Source organism: Vibrio sp. J383 (genome assembly GCF_023503985.1).
Taxonomy (GTDB): Bacteria; Pseudomonadota; Gammaproteobacteria; order Enterobacterales; family Vibrionaceae; genus Vibrio; species Vibrio splendidus.
Map to the genome: position 1 here is coordinate 1,901,015 of NZ_CP097294.1, position 23,153 is coordinate 1,924,167.

At 43.0% G+C, this 23,153-nt stretch carries 20 protein-coding genes; 6 read left to right on the top strand and 14 right to left on the bottom strand.

Annotated features, from left to right (window positions below; translation table 11 throughout):
• Positions 1 to 105: 105 nt before the first annotated feature.
• The 3 genes from M4S28_RS24790 to M4S28_RS24800 form a co-directional block, all read right to left on the bottom strand.
• Positions 106 to 501 (bottom strand): cytochrome b562, encoded by a 396-nt coding sequence (locus tag M4S28_RS24790; RefSeq protein WP_004730193.1) that lies wholly within the window; start codon positions 499 to 501, stop codon positions 106 to 108.
• A gap of 177 nt (positions 502 to 678) precedes the next feature.
• The gene (locus M4S28_RS24795; RefSeq protein ID WP_249633151.1) at positions 679 to 1,425 is read right to left on the bottom strand and encodes a phosphatase; all 747 of its coding nucleotides are present in this window, start codon (positions 1,423 to 1,425) and stop codon (positions 679 to 681) included.
• Between the two features lie 157 nt (positions 1,426 to 1,582).
• Entirely contained in the window at positions 1,583 to 2,905 is a 1,323-nt protein-coding gene (locus tag M4S28_RS24800) for a GGDEF domain-containing protein (protein ID WP_249633152.1), read from the bottom strand.
• Positions 2,906 to 3,268: 363 nt separating this feature from the next.
• Between M4S28_RS24800 and M4S28_RS24805 the strand changes: the two genes are divergently transcribed.
• Positions 3,269 to 6,292: an HD domain-containing phosphohydrolase gene (locus M4S28_RS24805; protein WP_249633153.1), complete on the top strand. Its 3,024-nt coding sequence runs from the start codon at positions 3,269 to 3,271 to the stop codon at positions 6,290 to 6,292.
• 45 nt (positions 6,293 to 6,337) lie between these two features.
• Here M4S28_RS24805 and M4S28_RS24810 read toward each other — a convergent pair whose 3' ends face one another.
• The gene (locus tag M4S28_RS24810) at positions 6,338 to 7,366 is read right to left on the bottom strand and encodes a DMT family transporter (RefSeq protein WP_249633154.1); all 1,029 of its coding nucleotides are present in this window, start codon (positions 7,364 to 7,366) and stop codon (positions 6,338 to 6,340) included.
• Positions 7,367 to 7,457: 91 nt separating this feature from the next.
• On the opposite strand from M4S28_RS24810, the gene M4S28_RS24815 reads away from it, so the two are divergent.
• Together M4S28_RS24815 and M4S28_RS24820 are read left to right on the top strand one after the other, a co-directional pair.
• Positions 7,458 to 8,405: a LysR substrate-binding domain-containing protein gene (locus tag M4S28_RS24815; RefSeq protein ID WP_249633155.1), complete on the top strand. Its 948-nt coding sequence runs from the start codon at positions 7,458 to 7,460 to the stop codon at positions 8,403 to 8,405.
• Between the two features lie 36 nt (positions 8,406 to 8,441).
• Positions 8,442 to 8,762, top strand: a complete 321-nt coding sequence (locus M4S28_RS24820) for a heavy metal-binding domain-containing protein (RefSeq protein ID WP_004730185.1) — start codon at positions 8,442 to 8,444, stop codon at positions 8,760 to 8,762.
• 93 nt (positions 8,763 to 8,855) lie between these two features.
• Here the strand turns inward: M4S28_RS24820 and M4S28_RS24825 are convergent, their stop codons facing one another.
• Together M4S28_RS24825 and M4S28_RS24830 are read right to left on the bottom strand one after the other, a co-directional pair.
• Positions 8,856 to 10,124, bottom strand: a complete 1,269-nt coding sequence (locus tag M4S28_RS24825) for a peptidoglycan DD-metalloendopeptidase family protein (RefSeq protein ID WP_249633156.1) — start codon at positions 10,122 to 10,124, stop codon at positions 8,856 to 8,858.
• A gap of 144 nt (positions 10,125 to 10,268) precedes the next feature.
• The gene (locus M4S28_RS24830) at positions 10,269 to 11,108 is read right to left on the bottom strand and encodes a tetratricopeptide repeat protein (protein WP_249633157.1); all 840 of its coding nucleotides are present in this window, start codon (positions 11,106 to 11,108) and stop codon (positions 10,269 to 10,271) included.
• 324 nt (positions 11,109 to 11,432) lie between these two features.
• Between M4S28_RS24830 and M4S28_RS24835 the strand changes: the two genes are divergently transcribed.
• Positions 11,433 to 11,900 carry a cytochrome b gene (locus M4S28_RS24835; protein ID WP_017090620.1) on the top strand — a complete coding sequence of 156 codons (468 nt, stop codon included), beginning with the start codon at positions 11,433 to 11,435 and terminating at the stop codon, positions 11,898 to 11,900.
• A 137-nt stretch (positions 11,901 to 12,037) separates the two neighbouring features.
• Here M4S28_RS24835 and M4S28_RS24840 read toward each other — a convergent pair whose 3' ends face one another.
• The 7 genes from M4S28_RS24840 to M4S28_RS24870 form a co-directional block, all read right to left on the bottom strand.
• Positions 12,038 to 12,472 carry a hypothetical protein gene (locus M4S28_RS24840; protein ID WP_017079729.1) on the bottom strand — a complete coding sequence of 145 codons (435 nt, stop codon included), beginning with the start codon at positions 12,470 to 12,472 and terminating at the stop codon, positions 12,038 to 12,040.
• Positions 12,473 to 12,588: 116 nt separating this feature from the next.
• Positions 12,589 to 12,855 (bottom strand): hypothetical protein, encoded by a 267-nt coding sequence (locus tag M4S28_RS24845; RefSeq protein ID WP_249633158.1) that lies wholly within the window; start codon positions 12,853 to 12,855, stop codon positions 12,589 to 12,591.
• A 233-nt stretch (positions 12,856 to 13,088) separates the two neighbouring features.
• A complete protein-coding gene (locus M4S28_RS24850) occupies positions 13,089 to 14,873 on the bottom strand; it encodes an ABC transporter ATP-binding protein (protein WP_249633159.1) in 1,785 nt (594 codons plus the stop codon).
• Positions 14,867 to 16,630: an ABC transporter ATP-binding protein gene (locus M4S28_RS24855; protein WP_249633160.1), complete on the bottom strand. Its 1,764-nt coding sequence runs from the start codon at positions 16,628 to 16,630 to the stop codon at positions 14,867 to 14,869. Before M4S28_RS24855 ends, M4S28_RS24850 begins: the two co-directional genes overlap by 7 nt.
• A gap of 221 nt (positions 16,631 to 16,851) precedes the next feature.
• Positions 16,852 to 17,349, bottom strand: a complete 498-nt coding sequence (locus tag M4S28_RS24860) for a hypothetical protein (protein ID WP_102444936.1) — start codon at positions 17,347 to 17,349, stop codon at positions 16,852 to 16,854.
• Positions 17,350 to 17,362: 13 nt separating this feature from the next.
• On the bottom strand, positions 17,363 to 19,474 hold the full coding sequence (locus M4S28_RS24865) for an LruC domain-containing protein (RefSeq protein ID WP_249633161.1): 2,112 nt from the start codon (positions 19,472 to 19,474) through the stop codon (positions 17,363 to 17,365).
• A gap of 499 nt (positions 19,475 to 19,973) precedes the next feature.
• Entirely contained in the window at positions 19,974 to 20,492 is a 519-nt protein-coding gene (locus M4S28_RS24870) for an NUDIX hydrolase (RefSeq protein ID WP_065607757.1), read from the bottom strand.
• Positions 20,493 to 20,862: 370 nt separating this feature from the next.
• Here M4S28_RS24870 and M4S28_RS24875 point away from each other — a divergent pair, with 370 nt between their 5' ends.
• Positions 20,863 to 21,117 carry a putative hemolysin gene (locus M4S28_RS24875; protein ID WP_249633162.1) on the top strand — a complete coding sequence of 85 codons (255 nt, stop codon included), beginning with the start codon at positions 20,863 to 20,865 and terminating at the stop codon, positions 21,115 to 21,117.
• 211 nt (positions 21,118 to 21,328) lie between these two features.
• Complete coding sequence (locus M4S28_RS24880; RefSeq protein WP_249633163.1) at positions 21,329 to 22,006, top strand: hypothetical protein; 678 nt, start codon at positions 21,329 to 21,331, stop codon at positions 22,004 to 22,006.
• 4 nt (positions 22,007 to 22,010) lie between these two features.
• On the opposite strand, the gene M4S28_RS24885 is transcribed toward M4S28_RS24880, so the two are convergent.
• A complete protein-coding gene (locus M4S28_RS24885) occupies positions 22,011 to 22,889 on the bottom strand; it encodes a YdcF family protein (protein ID WP_249633164.1) in 879 nt (292 codons plus the stop codon).
• Positions 22,890 to 23,153 lie beyond the last annotated feature (264 nt).

Here is a 23,153-nt window from a genome sequence, read left to right on the forward strand (position 1 = left end):
CCTTACACCTTCTTGATAAGAATAATGTAAGGCGGCGTTTTAGAAATCAAATCTTAAGGCTTTGCTCTTTGATACGCTAACAAGCAAACTCTATTGATTAGTAGATTAACCGAAGATCTTGCTCCAAATGCTTGGATTACGCTTCTCGTGATACTCTTCACGAAGGCCATCGATAGTACGAAGCTCTTGCTGTGCAGATTCAAATTCACCTTGGTCTAGCTTCTTCTCAATGCTATCAATCGATGCACTGATCTTTTTGAAACCTTCCATGAAGTGTTCTTCTTTCTCAATTGGGTAAACACCCGTTTTGAGCTCAGCAACTAGCGTGTCGATACGTACGATAGGCTTTTGCATCTCTTCAATGTTTTGAGCTTCTGCCGCTTGTTTGAACGCAAGCTTCATTTCTTGCATGTTTTTCTTAAGGTCAACATTAGCAAAAGCGTTGCCAGACAATAGCGAAGCAGCGATTAAGCCAGATAAAAGGATTGAGCGAGTTTTCATTGTTTCTCCAAGTGAAGCGATGTCTTTGAAGATAGCGCCATCGTTGTTGTGGCACTTCGACTTTATTATTTTCGGCTAGTGTATACAAAAATCCGTCGGGCACAAAAATTGATTGTGTCGAAATGCAAACTAGCTAGCTAACCAATGACTAAAATGTAAAAAGTAACGGCTATTCCATCACTCAAATACCGAAAAATCAGCAATAGATTGACGGCCACGCAATGCTAAAAATGCCAAAAATTGCTGTGGCGAATGAGTGACCACTTTATTCGAATCCACACCTACTTTATCTAACAATGCAGCGACTAAGTCCAAGCCACCAACATCTACGCAGAAATGCGCATCGCTACCTGTCGTAATAAACGCACCTTTCGCTTTCGCTATTCTTGCGATCTCATAACAACGGTCAACACTGCCAACGCGGCTATTGCCTTTAAGCGTGGTGTTATTAATTTCGATTGCTACGTTATGTTCCGCCGCGCAATGAATCACAGCTTCAAAATCGAAATCAAAATTAGGGTTTCCTAAGTGGCCAAGCGCATCAATTCGACCGCCCTTAATCACATTCACGAGAGCCTCTGTATGGGTAGCGACATCCGATGGGCGAAAAACGGGCTCGTGGAAGCTGGCAATCACCCAATCTAGGTTCTTATCCACACTCGGATGAATATCGATTTCACCCTGTGTGTTCATGATGTTTGACTCGACACCTCGAATAATTGCGACATCTTCAATAAAACGAGGAAGTACACGCTGGTTACTGAAGAACCAATAGTGTGGCGCGCCCGGCATAGACTCTGAATGGTCAGTAGTACAAAACATAGCTAGCCCGTTTTGCTTCGCCGACTTGGCGTTTTCGATCAACGTGCTATAAGCATGACCACTTGCGTATGTGTGGGTGTGTGTATCAACTTTTAATTCCATAAATCAATGCCTTCATCGCTTGGTCTAGTCAATCAATTCCAAATTGGGTTGAACTAACACAGCTTCCTCAAAAAATGTCCGGCAGACACCTTCGTAATTTGATGCTGGGTAATTTGCAATTATATACTGTTCATCATTCAGAATTGTTAAAATTAATTTAATCGGCAATAACCTGATTTCGTCCGTTATTCTTTGCTTGGTAAAGGCGTTCATCCGCGAGCATAAACAGATCATTTGGTGACGTGCTTTTAGCCGGAACACATTGAGCAACGCCTATACTCATCGTTACATGAGAAGCAATGGGTGAAGAGTTATGAGAAATCGATTGATCGTGTAAAACCTTTAAGAATGAATTAAGGCGACCTTTGCTTTGTTCGATTGATGTATTTGGCAATACAATGGCAAATTCCTCCCCCCCGATTCGAGCTGCAAGGTCTGACGGCCGTTTAAAGATTTGCTTCCAAAGCTTTGCTATTTGTTTGAGGCAGACATCACCTTGATGGTGGCCATACGCATCATTGTATTGCTTAAAAAAGTCAATATCACCGATCACTAAGGTTAAAGCTTGCCCTTCTTGTTCACATCGAGCCCATTCAGATTCAAACGTTTGATTAAATTGACGCCTATTAGGAAGAGAGGTGAGCTCATCAAAAAGTGCTATCTTTTGAAGATCTTGTTTTTCTCTCTGTAACTGCTCATCACGCAACTCATATTGATACAAGGTTTCCAGCAATTCTTTTCTAGGTGCTTTAGTCAAATCCTTTATGGAGAGTGGCGAACTAACAAACTTGGCAAAATCGCCTCTAAACAAAAAATAAAAGACGAGCATTGGGACGCTATAACTAGCCGCGATCAACAACTTACCCATTATATTTCCGAATATGATAGGAACGATCTGAGGACTTAAATCAAAAGCTAAAAGAGGAAACAGTACCCCATCCAAGCAGAGGATAAAAACAAATGCTAACGTGTAGATGAATGCCAGCACAGGTAGGTTGGAAAGGAACTTACTTACTTGTGTAAAAATGAACATCAATAACAATATTTCGAGGAGAATTAAAGCTCCCCCAAGTACAAGTACTTTCATTGATACATCAAAAATATTGAAAGGGATTCCAAAAGGATTCAACACATATTCCGATTCCAACAACCAAGCCATAAAATTAAAACCAACGAAGGCAATCAAATCTACAACTACTACTAGCTGAAACATGTGTCTAAAGGTACTAAAATCTCGTTCAATAATGATGAGCATGATAGTGCTCATCATGAATGCACCATAAGCAATATTTCCGCCTGAAATGTTTAGAGTTTCGGATAACGGAAATGAATAAACTGCACCAGCAAGCCCCCCGACCAAAAGTACAATACTAAGATAGTTATAAAACGCCGCTGTACGTACGCGATTTTTTAACGTAGCAAAATACAATGGGAAAATTGAATATATTCCTACATTAAGAATATATGCTTCTAACGTCATTACTGTTCCTTCTAGGCTCAACACATACAGCACCTAGATATTTTATAGATGTGCAAAATAACTGCCAATATTAACATAATAACGATTAATTAATAAAACATCCGAGATGCTTGATTTTCTAGTCAGGAAGATTAAAAACATTAGATATGTATTGCTCGCATAGGACCTATCCAACATTTGGAACAACCCTATCAGCCCTACCAGTCACAAGTGGCCATTAGCTCTTAAAGGTAACGCTTTATTATCATTTCACTTAATCATCGTAAGCACGACTTAGTCGTACCGCCGCCTTAATTACGCCAATTTTTTGCAACCTACCCAAGTTCGTCAATACTTAAACCAGTCTACAAACTGGAGTGTTAGATGAGAAGAAGACGATATCCGCTGAGTATCCACATCACTAGCCTTTTCTTAATTTTGACCACTCTTGTCGGTACCGTACTGATTTCGATAAGTTATCGGCATTCTCAAGAACTGCTTTTAGGCACCGTGCGCGAAGTCAGTAATGAACATCGCGATAAGCTGGAATCGGTATTTAAACAAGCTATTGCCCCAGTCATCACAACCTTAAACGTGATGGCAGTGAGCCCGTTTGTTGCTCATCAAACCTCCTCCGTCGAAAAAGAATCTTGGCTTGCTTCGGTCGATATCATCTTCAAGCAAAATACCAATTTAGTCGCTCTGTTCTATGGCTCTGAAGATGGCAATTTCCGAATCTTTCGCCCTCTGAGTTCCATCAAACAGAGAGCCGACAACAACGCTCCCGCGAAAGCGACCATGATGGTCAGTAGCACCAATCTAGATGGTGAAAACTTTATTACCTTTCTCGATGGCGCACACCAAGTGATCAGTACCCGACAAGCCGAGAGTAAGTTCAACCCCACGACTCGACCTTGGTTTCGTAACGCAAAGCCTGACGGCTCAATACAACTCTCTGAGCCCTACCTGTTCTATTTCCTGCAAACCAATGGCATTACGCTTTCTAGACGTTCTTTGGATGGCAAGCATGTCGTTGGTGCCGACTTCACGTTGAAATCTCTCTCTTCCCAGATCAGTGAATTGGCCTACTCTCCACAAACCCGACTCGCACTGTTCGACCAGCATTTTAATCTTCTCGGCCAACATCAACTTGATCTATCAATTCCCAAGCTTGCCTCCCAGCCTAACGACACAAGTAAAACTGAGAAAACGAATAACCAAACGACAGGGAAACTCTCTGGCAGTGAACAAGACCTAAGCTTTTTTAATGTGCCTAAGCGTGAACAGATGGAAGCATTGAAAGCATCCGTCATAGCACCACTTATCTCCGACGAGGAGAAATTAAACCTCAACCTAAAAAATGTTAAGTACAACTTAAACACTTGGGCATTAACGCTAACGCCCATTGAGCTCACTCAGAATGTCACTTTATATTTGGCAGAGGCTACGCCGCACAATGAGTTGCTCTCTGATCTTATCTCGATGCGTGACAAGCAAGTCGCCGTCGCGATTGGGATGTTGTTCATCTGCTTCGCTATCGTATGGTTTGTCGCCAATCGTTTGTCTCAGCCGCTTAATACGCTGATGCAACTCACCGACAACATCGCACGATTTGACTTCAGGCGAACTCATTATCCCAAAAGCATGATTCAAGAAGTGGCTAACCTCGCCCACTCAATTGAGCTGATGGAACACACACTTCATGATCTTATTACGCTACTTCGAGACACGGCCGGTAATCAGGAGTTTTCGATATTAGCCAAAAATATTGCTCATCAAAGCTATTTAATTACCAAAGCAGAAACCATCGTCCTCTTTACTCAATCAAAAGAGAAAGATGTGTTTGATACGGCCGCAAACCTCGCCATTCTTCCCTTTAAGGCCGACATCAATGACTTCATCAAGCACACCCCTTGGTTGCTGTGCCAGCTTAAATCTGGAGAAACAATCCACTTAAACCGAGAAGACAATGTTCTCAACTATTACCAAGATTCGATCTTCAATTCAGATCTGTACCTGTTTCCACTATTAAACCGTGAGAAGTTGTTGGTGGGTATCGTCGCAATTGGCTATGAAAGACCGATTACCAAGATGCAGGCAGACAAGCACGCCTTCTTACGAGAACTGCTCAGTTTTGCGGAAATAGCCAAAGATAACATTGACCAAATGCAGCAACAGAAAGACATGCTTAATGCCTTTATCGAGTTGATTGCATCAGCGATTGATACAAAATCACCTTACACGGGCGGGCACTGCCAACGCGTGCCTGAACTGACCAAATGGCTGACTCAAGCAACCATTGATGATGACCGTTATTACCCGCAATTCTCATTGGATAGTAAACAGTGGGAAGAGTTAATGCTCGCCGCTTGGCTTCATGACTGCGGCAAGGTAACCACACCCGAGTATGTCGTAGACAAGGCAACAAAACTTGAAACCATTTACGACCGAATCCACGAAGTGCGAATGCGTTTCGAACTGTTAAAACAACAGGCTGAAACCGACTACTGGAAAGCTATAGCGAACGGAGCGCTTCAAGAGGATCAGCTTAAGATCCTCGAACAAAGCTTGTCAGAATTGGATGAAGAATTTGCCTTTGTTGCTGAATGTAACCTTGGTGGAGAGTCGATGACGGACGAACAACTAGAACGCTTAGACCGAATAGCCAAGCGCCAATGGAAACGAACACTCGACGATCAGCTAGGGTTATCTTGGTCTGAAAAAGAGAGATTCAATGAACAACAAGACACAACAGAGAAGAGTGAAGCTGAGCCAGCAAGAAAAGACCAAATACTACCGGTGATGGAACCGCTACTTGCTGATAAACCCGAACATAAAATACCGTGGGATAATGGCTTTAGCCCTGCTGATGTATGGCAAGAAGCGTTTGTGCTTAAGCCAGGAGAGGTCAAATACAACCAAGGTGAACTGCACAACTTGAAAGTTCGTCGTGGCACGTTAAACGATGAAGAACGTTTCATGATCAACGATCATATTATTCAAACCTTCACCATGCTTAACAAGCTGCCTTATCCGTCTTACCTCCAGAATATTCCGGATATCGCCAGCGGACACCACGAGCGTATCGACGGCAAGGGCTACCCAAGAGGCTTAAGCGAAGACCAATTACCTCTACCGTCCAGAGCGATGGCCATTGCTGATGTCTTTGAAGCGCTCACCTCTAGTGATCGCCCGTATAAGAAAGGCAAACTCCTAAGCGAATCACTCAACATCATGACCGACATGGCCACCAGCGGTCATATCGATCCCAAGCTGTATTTGCTGTTCTTAGAAAACAAAATCTACGACAAATACGCTGAGCGATTCCTAGAGACTAAACAGCGTTGCGAGATTGAACCAAACGAACACATCGACCGAGTCAAAGAGTACATACGTTCATTGTTTTAAGCTAACCATTCAGACTAAAGACCATAAGCTTCATAAGCTCAATGGTTAGCTTTTAGCTGCCGAGTCCAATACCGCAACGTCCACTACAGTCGCTACAGCCACTGTGACTCGCGGCGTTTGCTTGGCTTTTGCTTTGCTGTGTCTCTTCGCTAATAGCGTGTTGGTAATGCTCGCCACAACAATCAGGTTAATGCCAATCATCTGCTGAGTAGAAAACACATCATCAAAGAACAACCCCTGCCATAAGGCGCTAAACAGCATGTTAGTAAAAATCAGTGGTGCCAACTGGGAGCCACTATCTGCAAGCTTATACGCCTTGGAGCGGAAAATTTGAGTATTGATGGTAAACAGTGCGAGTCCAAATGCACCAAGTCCAATCCAACGCAAGTCATCAAACGACAGCAAAGTCGTTAAAGCTCCATACACACTATCCCCCTTAAGTACATCTGGTACAGCAGAAACAGAAGTAAACACGAGCATAGGTATAACGAGTATTGCTGCGACTAAAAAGGTCCATGCGTTAAGCTCTGCTGGTGTCAGGCTCGTCTTAGAGGCTCGATACAAACTCACTTGTGAACCTGAATTAAACACACCCGCCAATAATCCTAGCAACAACGCTGGCCTAAAGAATTCTGAGCCAAATTCAAACTGCGACCAGTCCCCAGCCATCATCACTACGCCGACAAAGGTAATCGCCAAACAGGCGATGGTCGTTGTATGAATCTTAGTACCAAAGATTAATTTTTCTAACAAAGGAATAAACAGCGGGCCCGTACTGAATAACACCACACCTTCAACAAGCGTTAAGGTTTGCAGTGAAGTAAGGAAACACCACTGGCACGCCACCATAAAGATCGCTCGCATCACCAAAGGTTTCCACATATCGAGTGAAGGTTTCGTTATTTTGTAAAACATCAAGAATAAGAATAAGAACAGACTGGGTAACAAAAAACGCACAAAACTGAGTAACGAGACTGGCATCACTTCAGATAGATACTTGGCCATCAAGCCACTCAAAGACAAACTGAACGTCGACAACAACATAAAAGTCGTCGCCTTGGTAATATCAGACATAATTATCACCTCCTATGACACCTATTTTAGAAGCGTGACGTGATGAAAAATAGCGAGTAATATTAACCATAACTGTAAGGAAAACTTACCAATGAAGAAACTCGTTCCGCTTAAATCCGTTTATGCTTTCATTGCTGTTGCTGAAACCGGCAGCATGACCGACGCTGCTCGAGTGTTGTATGTCAGTCATTCGGCAGTAAGCCAAGCCATCAAATCACTAGAGCAACTGGTTAATAAACCGCTATTTCAGCGAGTAGGTCGTCGTGTTGTTCTTAATGCCGCCGGTAAGCGATATTACCGAAAGGTCGCGCCTGCACTTGAGCAAGTGATAGAAGCCACCGAAGAGCTTGCCAGAACGCCTAACGATCACCGCATTACCCTCAACATGGTCAACTCGCTCGCAATGCACTGGTGGATCCCTCGAGTCCCCGAATTTCAAGCATTTGCTCCCTCACTTGATATCCGTATTTCGACATTAACCGGCCCTTTCGATATCGAACAAGAAGGTGTCGATATTGCCCTCGTACATGGCAAGCCAAACGAATGGGAACAATATTACAGCGAAAAGCTCGGCGACGATGACCTAGTCTTGGTGTGCAGCCCTGCTCTATTGAAAAACCAGACCGGATTAAACGTCCAACAACTCGTCAAACAAAACCCGACCATTGGCGTTTTTAACCTCAGGCGACAACATGACTGGCAAGTCTGGTGCGACAATTACCAAATCCCAATGCCCACATTCCATAGCAATCTAACGTTTGATGTCTCCATTCAAGCGGTTCAAGCTGCAATTCGTTCATTAGGTGTGTTGGTAACGCATCGCTTGTTTGTGAAAGATGACATCAGCCATGGGATGCTAGTGGAGCTGGGTGAACCCGTCGCGAACCCACACCAAGATTTCTATTTTGTTTGCCCAAAAAACAAATTAAAACAAGAAAGTGTGCTAAAACTGAGAACATGGTTGAGGCATGAGTTCACACGCTCAGAGACAGCACTGAACGATAACATTCAAGAACAAGACCAAACTATCAATCAATAAGCGAGTAACAACTCAGCAAGCTTACAAGAGGCCATTATGATTATTACCACCACTCAATCTGTTGAAGGCAAACGCATTGTCGATTACAAAGGGGTTATCGCCGGAGAAGCCATTCTAGGGGTGAATGTTTTCAAAGATATGTTTTCAGGAATTCGTGACTTTGTGGGTGGACGTTCTGGCACCTACGAGAAAGAATTAGAAAAAGCACGCAACTACGCATTCAAAGAGTTGGAGCAAAAAGCGATTGAAGCGGGTGCCAACGCGGTGGTAGGTGTCGATATAGATTATGAAGTATTAGGAACAGGTAATGGCATGTTGATGGTATCTGCAAGCGGCACGGCGGTTGTTGTCGCTTAATCCAACCTGCAATTATCTATAAACACTTATTCCAACCTTCGGTCTTTCATCACCGAAGGGTTGGAGTAAATATAAGCCGAGACTGAGTTTGATTTAACTCGTTGTGCCTTGTTGCTCAGAGATGATGTCATCGAAAGACGCAATTCGAGCAAGGAACGCACCCTTGTCTTTCGGCAATATAGAGCTTGCCAAAGGTAGGTCAGCCTTCATCGAGTCAACCGCTTTACCACGTACCAACACTTCAAAATGTAGGTGAGGCCCAGTTAAACGGCCTGTTGCACCAGACAACGCAATTTTTTGACCTCGCTTAATCTGTTGGCCTTTCTTAACCAAGAAACGGCTCAAGTGTAAATAACGTGTCTTATAAACGCTGTTGTGTTCGATCACCAAGTATTTCCCTGCGTACGGATGATTACGAATTGCCACAACTCGACCATCGCCGGTTGAATAGACTGGCGACCCTACGGGTGTTGCGAAGTCAGTACCATTATGCGGAGATATACGTCCTGTCACTGGGTGCTTACGGTACGGGTTAAATGGCGAAGTAATTCTTCGGAATTGTTTGTCTATTGGGTAGCGATTGAACGCTTGCTCAAGGCTATTCCCTTCTCTGTCATAGAAACGTCCATCCGGAGTAAGAAACGCGGCCACTTCCTTACCTCGTAACGTAATCGATATGCCTTGAACCTCTGTTTTTCCTGTTAGATGGTCGCCTGTGTATTGCTCATTGACCAACACATTAAACTCATCGCCCGCTCTTAACTGCTTTGAGAAGTTAATTTTGTCTCTTAGCGTTCGAGTAATATTGGCTATCTGGGCGGTTGTTAATCCCGCTTTGTATGCTGACGTTGAAAAACTGCCATGAACGGTACCCGTATAGAGCTTTTCTTTCCATTCGCCAGGCATTTCATGGAATTGGTAATTAAAGCTTCCATCAGCATTTTTAGTGAAGACAGCTTGCTCTACGAGACTTTCATGGAAAATCAGCTCTACTAGTTGTTTAGAGTCACTATCCAAAAGCAACTCTAGATGATCGCCAGGTTTTATTGTATCGAGCTTCAAAGACTCAAGATCCGCTTCCATCACTTTATGAACTGTCTCATAAGGCAGTTTCCATGACGAAAATATGTTGCTGAGCGTATCTCCAACCTTCACGAAGTAATGAACTTTTACCAACGTTCTTGAGCTTGTCTCTGAATCTGTATATGAGTTTGACGCCCCCTCTTGATGAGTTAATAAATCTTTATAAGGGGTGACTTGAATTGAGATTTTTTCTGGTGTTTCGGATTGAAAATGGAGCAAAACGGAAAGCGAGAATGCACTAATAGCGATAACGATCAGGCCAATACGGAGGAACTTCATAAAATACTTAGCGGTTATAACAAGAAACTTGGTAGGTGTTATAACATAACAATTAATTCAAAAAAATAAACGAAATGTAAGAAACCGTTCCACAAAAGTTGCCAAAATATGGTGGGCGTGTGAAGCCCACCACCTTATTTGACATTACTCTTCACAAAGCGCTTCAAAACGGTCTAAGCCGCGCAGCATTTCAAAGTCTAGCTCTTCAGCTAACAGCTCTCTCATTGATCCACTCGCTTGAATAGAACGCTCTAAGTCGTCGATAGCCTGACCCTCCGCTCCTAATCTTGCATACGAACAAGCTCGTTGATACAAAGCATGGGCATTTTGGTCATCAACCTCTAATACGCGGTTACATAAGCTCATTGCCCAATGATATTCCTGCATGTCCATTGCGGCATCGGCTTTAGAGGTTAATGCTTCTAGATCGCCCGGACGAACTTTCAATATTTCATCGTAGATTTCAATCTTTTGCTCCGCCGTTTGTGCATTTTGCGATCTAAGCCATAAATTGTGAATCTCATTTATGATCTCAATCTCTCGGTTATTCTCCGAGATGATTCTGGTCTTACGCTTAAGATCCCTTTCAAGAACATTAAACTTCTTCTCATAATCTTGAGCTATCGAATTAAGACGTTGATCGGCCATTTCTTTGGTGGTGTGCTTGAGCTCTTTAAGTGACTGCCAACCCACCAATGCGATAAGAGAAGCAACACCTGCGATAATATAAAAGAAATAAGTCACCGTTACGTTTGCGTAATTCAGCGATTTATCGGCCACGGAAAGCTCTCGATCCGTCATCTGAATAGTTAAGCGTCTTTCAAGGTCTTGTTGCTCCATTCGCAACTGCTTCAATTCATCTAAGATGTATCGTTCCATCAATGGTCGGTCTACATACTCTTTCTCTGAGTATTTAACTTCCTCGCTTGCAAAGCTCATGGTCGTGACCAGTGAGAACACTGCAATCAATAGGATTCGAAGCATTTATACATTCCTTATATATTTTATCTTTGTTAACTGTATCTCTTAATCGCAAGACAAGCTAGAAAGTCGGCAATTCTGCCTTCTCCTTATTGGAATCAACACTCTAAAACATCATTGATAATTATAAAACACCTGAAGCAACATCATTAATTTCTAAATTATAAAAATACCGCGTAATACTGTTCTATATAATTAATTCGCGATGCGAATATACCAAGAGTTGATTTATTGCATCGAGATGAATCTTATATTAATAACGATCAGAGCGAGGTTAATTTGAACAATCCACGATACGATTTAATGAGCCGGGTGCTGCACTGGGTCATGGCGTCTGTCATCATCTATGCAACAGTCGCAGGATATGTGATGCACTATGTCACCAGTCATCCAGAACTGTTTTCTTTTCTGTCAGTGCTCAACATGTCATTGGCTACCATTGCGACGCCATTATTCGTGGTTCGTTATGTCTGGAGTCACTTCCGCTCATCGCCAACCATGCCACTGTCTGTACCTGAAGGGCAAAAATGCGTTGCTAAACTTGCTCACTCCCTGATGTATCTAGTGATGTTTATGGTTTTTAGCACCGGTTATTTGATGCTAAAAGAACCTTATTCGTTATTCTGGTTAGTGAGCGTGAATAACCCAATTACCGACCCTGCAATCAACGGCTTCTTTTTCTATTTACATCGTGCCAGTTGTATTGCCCTAGCCTGTTTAGTTGTTCTTCATGTTTGTGCTGCACTTAAACACCACTTTGTCTCTAGGAACTATGTATTGAAGATGATGCTTTAAATTTTGGAGGGATATTTAAGTAATATAAGTGATGTTCTCAGTATTCGAGGTAATCATCTGCTTTAAAAAATACAGCATGGTTTACACAAACAAAAAAGCCATAGCATGTTCGCTATGGCTTTCTTATTTCAATTTGATTACTTGGTTTGAGTATCAATCATCACTTGCCAGTATTCGCACTTGGCCAAGAACTCTTTTAAATAAAGCTCTGGGTTCGCTAGTTTCTCACCGCCTTTAACATCAGCCCCAGTCACACGCCAAAAGCCACGAGTTACCAAGTTTCGGTGATAAATAAAATCGCTGATTTCATTTGTCTTTAAAGGAAGTTGCTCACCAAACGTCTGTTCGTATAAGCTCAGCGTAGAGGCTTGCTCACTTGGCTTTTCCCTTAAAAAGGTATCCAAATCCAAGCCTAGTGGCTGCTGTTGTTCCTTTGGCAGTGCTTTAGCTAATTTAGAGATAACACTGAACAGAGCCAACTCAACTTTTTGAGACGCTAATAACGATGCGCCTAAAAGCGCATGTTCATTGGAAATGTGTTGCTCTGTTGATGAAACGGTTGCTGTTGTCACTGTGTTAACCTCAAATAATCATAACGGGTGTTACTGAACTGGATAGAGTCTTTTCATTAAGCTGAATCTTATTCTTGTCATTAAGAAGAATCTTACAGTTAAGCTGAGTCTTGCAGCTAAGCAGAGTCTTTCAGCAGAACACGGTCAGCATCAATAATAGTGAAGCCCGATGCATCTTCATTCTTTTCGACTTGCACTAAACCTTTAAAACCAATCTGCGACAACTTCTTCGCAAGGTGATCCGGTGCTGTTTCAAAAACAACATTCATAAAAGGTAAATACTCAGCATCAACAAAACCATGCTCGTTAAACAGTTCCATTGCTTGAGATAAATGGTCTGAGTCGGTTAATTCGATAATTTCTACAACTTCTTCCAACAACATCTTCGATTCCATATTCGCCAGAAAGTGACTGACACAAGCACTTACGTTTTGCTCGCATACATCCCGATGCCCGAAGACACCCCTTTAGTAGTAGGGAGATCATAACATATTAATAATCGAAAAATATGTTTAATTTCCCTAACCTATTGGGAATATTAGAAAACAATAGAAACTGGAGAAGCATAGACAAGACCAGTTCGTCTCATCGAAAGCAACAGCCTGATTTGAGGCAATCAGGCTACCGTAACTTGAGAATCGCCCGTTTCGACAATCGACTCTTGTAACAAGCCAGCATAAATTCCATTGTGTGCGACTAGCTGTTGATGATTACCTTGCTCAACAATTTCACCCTGTTCCAATACCAGAATCGTATCCGAGTGACGAACGGTACTCAAACGGTGTGCAATCGCAATCACGGTTTTTTCCTTAAACAGACGCTGCATCGCTTTTTGGATGAGGTCTTCGGTGATTGAATCTACCGAGCTGGTCGCCTCATCAAGCATCATCAGTTGACCACCCTGTGCAACCGCTCTAGCAAACGAAATAAGCTGCGTTTGCCCCACAGACAAATTGGAGCCGTTCTTTTCCAAGTGGAAGTCATAGCTTTGTGGCAATTGTTCAATAAACTTATCGGCGTACACATAGCGTGCTGCTTGTTCAACCTCAGTTCTAGATAGATGCGTTTTGCCCAGTGCGATATTGAATTGGATTGTCTCTTCAAATAAGTGCACGTCTTGCATCATCATTGAGAACAAATGAGCAGAGTCTTCACTAGAGATCTGCGACAGCTCTATTCCATTCAGTAGAATGCTGCCTTCATAGTCTTGATAGGTTTTAGAGATCAGACGCAGAATCGTCGACTTGCCCGATCCCGTAGAACCCACAAGCGCGATTTGATGGCCTTTCTCCAGTACGAAGGAAACATTCTTTAGAACGTAGGGAGAATCGTCTTTGTAACGGAAGATCACGTTCTTAAACTCCAGGCTCACAAACTGTTCGAGCTGTTTTTCAACCTTGCTCGATGTCAGCAGGTTACGCCCTTCCTCTTCAGTCGGCTCAACAAACAGCTCTTCAATATGGTCAAAAGCCGCAAATGAGCTTTGAATAGAAGCAATCTGGGAAGTAAAGTCACGGATCGGAACAAACACTTTTTCTAAGGTGTTGATGAACGCAATTAGCACACCCAAGGTGAGTGCCCCTTCTATCACTTGCTCAGAGCCATACCAGATCATAATTGCGATCGTGATTGAGGTAATGCCCGAGATAAACGAGAACAAAATCGCATCGTATTTATTGATTTTCTTCTGTGCTCTCAGAAACTCATCAGTATAGCCTTGGTAACGTTGTTCGACTTGCTCTTCAGCTCGATACATCTGAACCGTTTTCATACCAAATAAGACTTCTTGTAAAAAACCAATTCCGCGAGCCAACGAAGAGCGAGTAACCTTATACAAGGCACGAAGTCGGTTTCTCACGTATACTGTCAAGTACATCACTGGTGGCATGATAATCAACACAATCATCGTTAACTGCCAGTCAATGAAGAACATCATCACCAACAGAGCAATGGTATTAATGCTGTCTTTAACAAGACCAACAACTGACTGAACAAATGTCTCACCGATGGTTTCTAAGTCACTCGTTAGGCGTGAAAGTGTTACCCCAATCGGTGTGTTATCAAAATAGCTGCGTGGCAGTTTAAGTACTCGATCAAACAACACTGAACGCATGTCAGTTATCGTGTATTGACCCGTTTTACGCAGGTTATATGAATAGGTGGTATCAACCACATAGCTCACCACCAGTACTGCGACTAGATAGAAGACGTATTCGAGCAATCCATCCATATCCCCATGGCTCAGGTGTACATCGATCACTTGAATGATCAGCCAAGGAAATAGTAGGCTTGTAATAACAGAGAGCGGAAGCATAGCAATGCCCAGAATCGCAGAACGTTTATATTTCTTAGCAAACTTAAAAAAGTGCTTGAGGTACTTGAGATCAACACCTTTTAACATGCTGCTGCCTCCGTTTCATCCTGCTGTAACTGCCATGTATCGTAATAGTAATCACACGTTTTCAATAACGTCACGTGGTCGCCCTTCGCAATCACCTTACCTTCGTTCAACACGATAATTTCATCCATATATTCAAGGGCATTAACACGGTGCGAAACCACAAGAACTGATTGATTTTCTAGGCGCTTAAATAGGCCCTCTAAAATTTTTCGTTCCGTTTCATAATCGACAGCCGATAGAACGTTATCCATGATGATCAGATCGGTGGGTTGCAATAAAGCACGCGCAATACTCAAGCGTTGCTTCTGGCCTCCTGACAACATGATCCCTTTCTCACCGACTAAGGTTTGATCGCCATGCTCAAAACGTGTGACATCACTAGCCAACTGACTGAGCTCCAGCACTTCATCAACCTGACTCTTTGCCAAATCAACATTTAAGCTACCAAAGCGGATATTGTCTTCAACGGTTGCAGAAAACAGGTAAGGGTCTTGAGTCACGGTTTTCACATAACGGCGCAAGTCACTGCGTGAGAAGCTAGTGACATCCTTTTCGCCAAGGAAAACAGAACCTTCAGGAACATCCAAGTGGTGGTTCAAGCAGTTCACTAATGTTGTTTTACCCGCTCCGATTCCACCAAGCACTCCGACTTTCTTCCCCGCAGGAATATCGAAGCTGATGTCATCAAGAATCACACGCTCTTCACCCGAATAGCTGAAGCTGAGATTGCGAACGGAAAACGTTTTTCCCCTTAGCGATTCAACATCTAACTCAGTGAGCTTATCTTCATCAAGCTCGGGGACTTTGGCATTAAGAATGGTCTGTGCACTTTGAATACCCACCATGCCACGCTGATAGATGGTCGCGATTCTGCCAAGCTGCATCAATGGCATAGCGAGCAAAACCGAGTAAGTTAGGAAAGCAGTAATCTCACCAAGTGTGAGTTCCTGTCTCATTAACATGTAGCCACCAAGCCCAAGAATGATGATTTTCATCAGGTCATTGGCGTAGTCGAGTACCGGCATAAAGAAGACTTGAATACGTGTGATTTTAAGGCGGCATTCAAGCAATAGTTGGTTAAGCTTTTCAGTTTCGGCTTTCACCCAAGGTGACATCTGCTGGCTCTTAATCAAGTCAATCCCAGACAGGTAACTCATTAACTGAGCAGACAAGTTTTGTAGACGTTTCATGTGCTCTAAATGCAGTGTTTTCATACGCTTGAAGCCCACACGGAAAATCACAAAAGCGACTGAGATAGGAATAATCGAATACAGTGTGAGTTCTGGCGATATGCGCCACATGTAAAGAGGCGTCAGCGACAACGCAAGCAGCGCATTGAAGAACTGCAGAAATCCCACACCAAACAGCAGTCGGATGCCACTAAGGTCGTTATTGATAATCGAGATCAATCGACCTGAAGCAAAACGTTCATGAAAGCTGCTTGGTAAGCGATTCAGCTTTTGTAGAAGTGTACTTTTGAGCGCTGCTTCTGTAATTCGCCCCGGATTAAGCGCATAGATACGAGACAGAATTCTCACCACCACCATGGCGACAGACATGCCGACTACAATCCAAACATAGCTTTGCAGTTGCTGATGGCCAGTTGAAGAAGCGTCATCAATCAAATCTATCGCCAATTGGATATAACGAGGGATCTCAACTTGTAACCAGTTGACGAGGAAAATGAACACAATCGCCAACAAGTAAGAGGTGCGATTCATGCGCAGGTAATGGGCAATAAACTGTCTTTTATTCATAGTATTCTTTGTTTGGGGCAGGCTCACAGCGAGATTTAGCGATATGACCGGGCAGTTAAGCTAGATAGAGTCATCGCTGAGGTAAAGATACATCAAAAACACTTAGTTGACAATATCAACCATATTCAATAATTGGTTACCGTTATTACATTCTAGCATTGCTAGAAACAACTTTGCCGCCAAAAGTGGCGGCAAATATCTGATTATATGAAAAATTCGCTTTAAAGAATAACGTCTACCTGCCCGTTTTCAATATCCACTAAACGCTTCACTTCACTTCCCATCGCTGATGGATACCATACCTCTACCCAAACTCTATCGACATGATTAGGAAGAAGCAGTGTCGTAGAAAAATCGATGTCCTCATTTATCGGTGTTCTCAACACTTGTGAGGTGTAATCGACAACCTCACCATTAAAATCAGTGTAGATACTCATAAAGCCTCGAGAGCTTTGTGAACTTGCTACGTCAACGCTCACAACAACCTCTCTCTCGGTAGAGAAGTCAAAACCTTCCGGTACGGATAGCTCTACTGATTTCAGCGCTTGCTGTACAGGTGTAACGCTAGAGGTAACCGTGTTGCTGACCCCAGCAGGAGCGCTACTTGGAGGGGCTACTGAACTTGGCGTTGAAGTGGTTGAGCCGCCACCACCACCTCCGCCACAAGCAGTAAGAAAGACCAAAGTTACACTACTCAGCATTAGTTTAGTTGTATTCATAAATCCTCCTTGATTAATCTTCAGTAGACCAAGTTTTGTTGGCGTTAGGGTCCAAGTACCAGGTTGGTTTTGAAGAACCTCCTGAGGTCGCCCATTCAGCAAAGTCTGGGTATGCCTCACTGATATCGATGTACTCTGATGGATGATTCCAAGGAGATGAAATTAAGATACCCCAAGGCATATTTTGCGTAGTTCGATAGTATTTATCACTAGATGGGTCTGAATCGTCTTGCGCGATGCCATAGAAATCACTCACTAACGTGCCACGAGACGTTGGTGGTAAGTCTGCGGTATGGATTTCTAAATCTTTACCCGGAGATGTAGAGAAACTGTCACCGTGGTAATAACCAGCTCCCGCACCAAAGATGAATGGGTCGAAGCCACTTAATGGCATCAGTGAACTCACTGTCGGCTCGCTTCCAGAAGCAAACGGTAGAGAAATGCTGAACGTCATTTGGTCAGCTTCTAACGTCGGGCTACAAGAAGGATTAGTGCGGTGGAACATGCACTCACCGTGAATCGGAAGATCATTTTTTAGGTTCAACGAAGCGACAACAACGAGGTCTCCTCCTGGCGATGCAACATTTTTGTCCTCACCTGTAAACGGCGAGATATTTACTCGAGTCGCGCCATTCTTTTGCACTCGAGCCGTTTGAAGATCAACATCTGACTCATCGAAGCCATCAAGCTTCCATCCTAGTCCATTACCATAAGAAGCACCGTAGGCCATTATGGTTCCCGTAATATCCATTCGAAGCACTGCGTCATCTTTACTTAAAATGGTAGTGCGGTAGTAAACCACGACGTCATTTAAGTCAAAGTCACCAACTTCTGGCCAATTATCTTCGAAGGCCGCTGTATAGTAATTCGAATGTTGAACCGTTGTGCCAGGATCCGTAACGTTGAACACGTAGTCTTCTACTTCACCATCACCAACATAACCGTCATTTGGAATGTTAGGGCTACTCGCTAAACGGAATCGAGTTTGTACTCCACCAACGGTAGCATAATCATCCACTCGAATAGGGACAACTTGGCTTCCATCGACAACAGAATGGTTCTTCAATATCTGCTCATCATCCTCAAAAGACCCATTCATATCCCAGTCAGCCCAGGCTTGCAGATAACCACTCCCCACAACATTGACGTTAATTAAACTGTCTAGGCCGATTTCAAGGTTCGTCAGCAATGCAATACCGTCATCATCATTTCCGTCAACATCCAAATCATCGCCGTTTGATGATGCGCCAGGTTGGCCATCAGTATCGGCATCAATACTAGCGCCTAAGTACAGCGTGGAAGAAATCGCATGCTCAGCACCGTTGCTCGCCTGTAATGTTCCATAGCTATCAGGCGCATCACCAAAATCAGATTCGTCTGAGCTTTCTATTGGCGTTGTAAATCCAGATAAATCCCAATTACCGTCAAATGCCGAGAAAATAGGGTTGGGGAAGCTGCTGCTACTACTCGTAACCGTTTCAAATTGTAGAGTAACGATCGAGGTGTTCTTGTAGGTGAATTTTACGGCACCGGATGTGTCAGTTTCGGAATAGTTCGTACCTGGCCCGGTGAATAGCACCGACGTTCCATCGGCACTCTCTTCCGCCGTCAAACTCGCGCTAGCACTACCAAGCTGGTAACTGTAGAAACCTTCGCTTTTAAACACTCTGACTTGCTCCGACTGCACGGGTTCGCCATCAATGTCATAACCAATCATGTCAAATTCGGGAAGTGTATAAGGCACTGAGAACGTACCTGAGAGGCCATCTGTACCATCATAAAATTCAAAGGTATAGATTAAGCCTGCAGAGCCCGCTGAGTTAGTTTGGTAAAGAAAACCAATATCTCCTGAAGGCTGCGTCGCGCCAGCTTTGTAGTTTGGAGCATGAAACAAAAATGTCGCGTCACCAAACACACTACTCGACACTTTGGCGTCTATTGTTTTTCCATCATGTGTTCCGACGTTCAGAAAATGCATTGATGCCCCATCGTAGGTGGGCCCAGCCCACGAACTGCTACCGTTCGTCGCCTCTACATGGTTTGAAAAGTCCAAATCCACCGTCGTTGCGTAGATAGGGACACTGATTGCTGCCGTCACAAGATAAATAATTTGCTTGTATTTCATAGTAAACCTCGACTTATTCTTCGCTTCTGCGATTTCCTTGAAAAGTACGTAAACTCTGAACGGCAAATTAAAGAAACGTCTCATTTAACTCAAAACAATCCACATCTTTGTTTATTGTTTTAGTGCCGATAAAGCGAGCTGCTTAATAAGAAGAAGCAAAAGAGAAGCCAAGTTTCTAACCATTGAAAAATAACCGTATTACATTGAAAAATAAGACTTATTTTTCTAATTTAAAATTACAGTCAGGAAAAAACGGTCTGTTCTTCAAAATAAGAATCAATTTGAAGAAAGGTTAGTCAACTTGAAAGTCTGTTAGATACAGCAACGTTCTATGCGGTTTGGGAACTGGATAAGTTGTTTAAGGGCTGGAGGTGTTTTGCTTAAAACTCAAACTACGATGTGTTTGGTCAGTAAAGGGGTAGGTATTATTGTTCGTTCATGGTTAGCAAAACTGTTTAAAAATATTCTACTTTTAAACAGTCTCGATTTATTAAAAGGGTTACAGCATTTCTTTTGCGATGAGATGTAACAAAAAGGTTTCGCGCTCAATGCTCATGCCCTTCTTAGAGCTCTCAGCCATGGTCTTTTCGTTGTGAGCGATCGCTTCATGGATATTCATCCACACCGGCTTCATCCCGTTTTTCACTTCATAATCTTCGTAAGCCGTTTCACCCAGCTCACGATCAATTTTGCATGAGTAGCAGTAAGAGATCATATGCATCATATCCGCATCGTCTTTATACCAAGGACGGAACTCTTCAAAAATACCAAACGGCTTAATGCTATGGATATTCTTCGCGCCTGTCTCTTCTTCGAGTTCACGCACCATACCAGCAATCACATCTTCACCTTCATCCAAACCACCACCAGGAATGGTGTAGTCGTGATAACGCTCTGTATAGAGCATCAGAATGTCTTCACCATCTAATACAATGGCGCGGGCAGCATTACGCTTGTATACCGTTTTATTGTCTAGATGATCGATATCAGGGTGGATGGTGGTTTTTAGGTGTCTCATGATTCTGACTGCTCTACTGAATTTGGCGGCATCATATCATAATCATCAATAGATTCGAGGTTCTCCGTCCCCCACAAGAACACATACCCTCTGCTTTTGATCGCTGTTCGCCCACGGCTATCGAGTCAAAATAACCATCAAGTAATGCCTTATTGACGGAGGCCGTTCCTGCTATAACATCAGCTATGTCAGCTTGATCAAACACTCAAAAAGCACTTAAAAATAGCGAAATATCAACCTATTTCAATATCTTGACCAAATTAGGACAACCTTTTCTGAAATCTAAAATATACTAATTTCATAGAGCTTCTCATTTGGTTCTGTAGAACTTAACGCATTCGATTATAGAGTTATCACGTAGGAGATAGACATGAAGAAAATTGGTTTGATGGCTGTATGTGCCGTTGTATTAGGCGGTTGTGCAAACGACTATGCAGAATATAGCGAAGGCCAACGTATTTCAGTCGCTAACCCAGCAGCGGTTTATTGTGTTCAACAGGACGGTGAATTAGACACGGTTACTGAAAACAATCAGCGTACAACTTACTGTGTATTCGATGACGGTGAACGTATCGAGCAATGGGAGTACTACCGCAATAACCATGAACAAGAAACTGAAAAGTAATAACTTCTATTACAAGTTTCCAATATCAAAGCTTTAAAACCCTCCCCCTAAAAATTCAATTATATTACGTAAACTGCCTGCCATAAGGCAGCGGTTTACCGTATACACACACCAATTGAACACTGTTTTATTTATGACATAGCTCTGACATTAGCCTAACCTAGGCCGATAGAATGCCCGCCTGTTACAGAATTTTACACATAGAATTATTATGAAAAGCCAATCAAAAACGAAAGAACAAACTCAAATGTCATTTGAACTGCCAGAGTTCACCCTTTCTCAGTCGACATCTCAAGTGATCTACAAACGCTGCCAAACCGCTCTCGTTGTTTTAGCGATAGGCATTGTCGCAAACCTTGCGCTTCGAATTGATTTCGTATTATTGAATGGCAATGTTGGTGAGGTCTCGGTGACCGAGATGCTGCAACAGTTACTGCTTATTATCTCGTCTGGGTCTTTTGCTTATCTAGCAAAAGAGAAGCGCGAAGTTAAGCACGCAGCTCTTCTTATCAGCGCATTCTTCGCGGTGTTGTTCATTCGTGAAATGGATTTTTGGTTCGACAAGATCGTACATGGTGCATGGGTTGTCCCTGCCCTATTGGTTGCTGGCAGTGCAATTTTCTATGCAATTAATAATGGTAAAAGAACCATTGATCAGCTTGCGCTTATTCTTGCTTCCCCACACATGAACTTACTCGTTACTGGCGTAATGCTACTGTTGGTGTTCTCTCGTCTATTTGGCATGGGCAGCTTTTGGCACAATGTTATGGGCGATGATTATGTTCGCGTGGTTAAAAACATCGCAGAAGAAGGCACTGAACTTTTGGCTTACTGCCTGATTGCGTTTGCGAGCTTAAAGACCGTTATTGGCATCACGAGAAAGAAATAAACATCTATCGCCACCAGCGATGTGTGTGATCCGATTCCGGGTCTAAATAACGATTCAATAAAGTCAGGTTAGTATCAAGTAATGCTAGGTACTCCCTGACTTTTTTTATGTTGGTACCCACTGAAGTCTGCTGGATACAGCGCTCCAATACTGGGAGTAAGCTGTCGACGATGTCAAAATGAGGTGCCCCCTCTCCTAACGCCTTTACAGCTATCAGTGACTCCAACGACAGTCTTTCAGGCTCCCCCCTAACTAACTCCAAATCTCGCTTGAATGTGCCCGCAGAAACACCTTCAAGATAAACTCGATAGGTTGTCAGCACATCCATCCACAAAAACAATTGCCCTTGAGTATTTTGATGAGGATATGGCACAGCAACATGAGCTTCTAGCTGAGGATCGATTTGTAGTTCCACCCCAAGTGCTGAGCACTTCTCGACCAAAACCTTAAGCAAGCCTTGTTCGTCCATTAGTGATTGGATCTCGAAAATACGTTGTAAATGGTAGTCATTCGAAACGAACGTCACCTTCACACTCTGCCCGCGGGTAAACAGTCCACTTTCAATCATCTCTGAAGCTAAGTTCTGAATGTTCTCAACCGTATTTGTCGAATTCTGCTCAAGCAAAATCGCCCCCAAGGAAAACGGATATTCTCGCTGGCTTTCCAGAATTCGAAAATACTGGTGCATTGCATCCGCTTCAGAGGTGGTTTGACCTTTTGTCACCCCACCACAAAATGCAACACCCGTTTTCTGAATAGACTCTTCTGCCAAAGGCCCCGCCAGATACTCCACCAAAGCATCAACTCGACTGATGCCTTCATCAGTCAATTTATTCCCATTAAGTCGCTTACCTAGCACAATAAGGAGGTGATTAATGCTCATTTTATGTTCAAGTCTCGTTTTAGTGATTAGATGGAGTGAATTATGTATACAATAGTTCTTAACAAAAGTATTTTTAAATTCCTAAATGTAGCTCGCAATAATGCTCACTATTGATAGCAACATCTTAAGGTACACAAGAATCAACGTGCAGCTATATAAAGCAAAAATAGCACGGTCTTGTATTTCATCGAACTACACGCTTGTTAACATTAATCTCATTGAAAGAATACGCTCACTCAAAGAAGTGAGGTTAACAAAAGATAT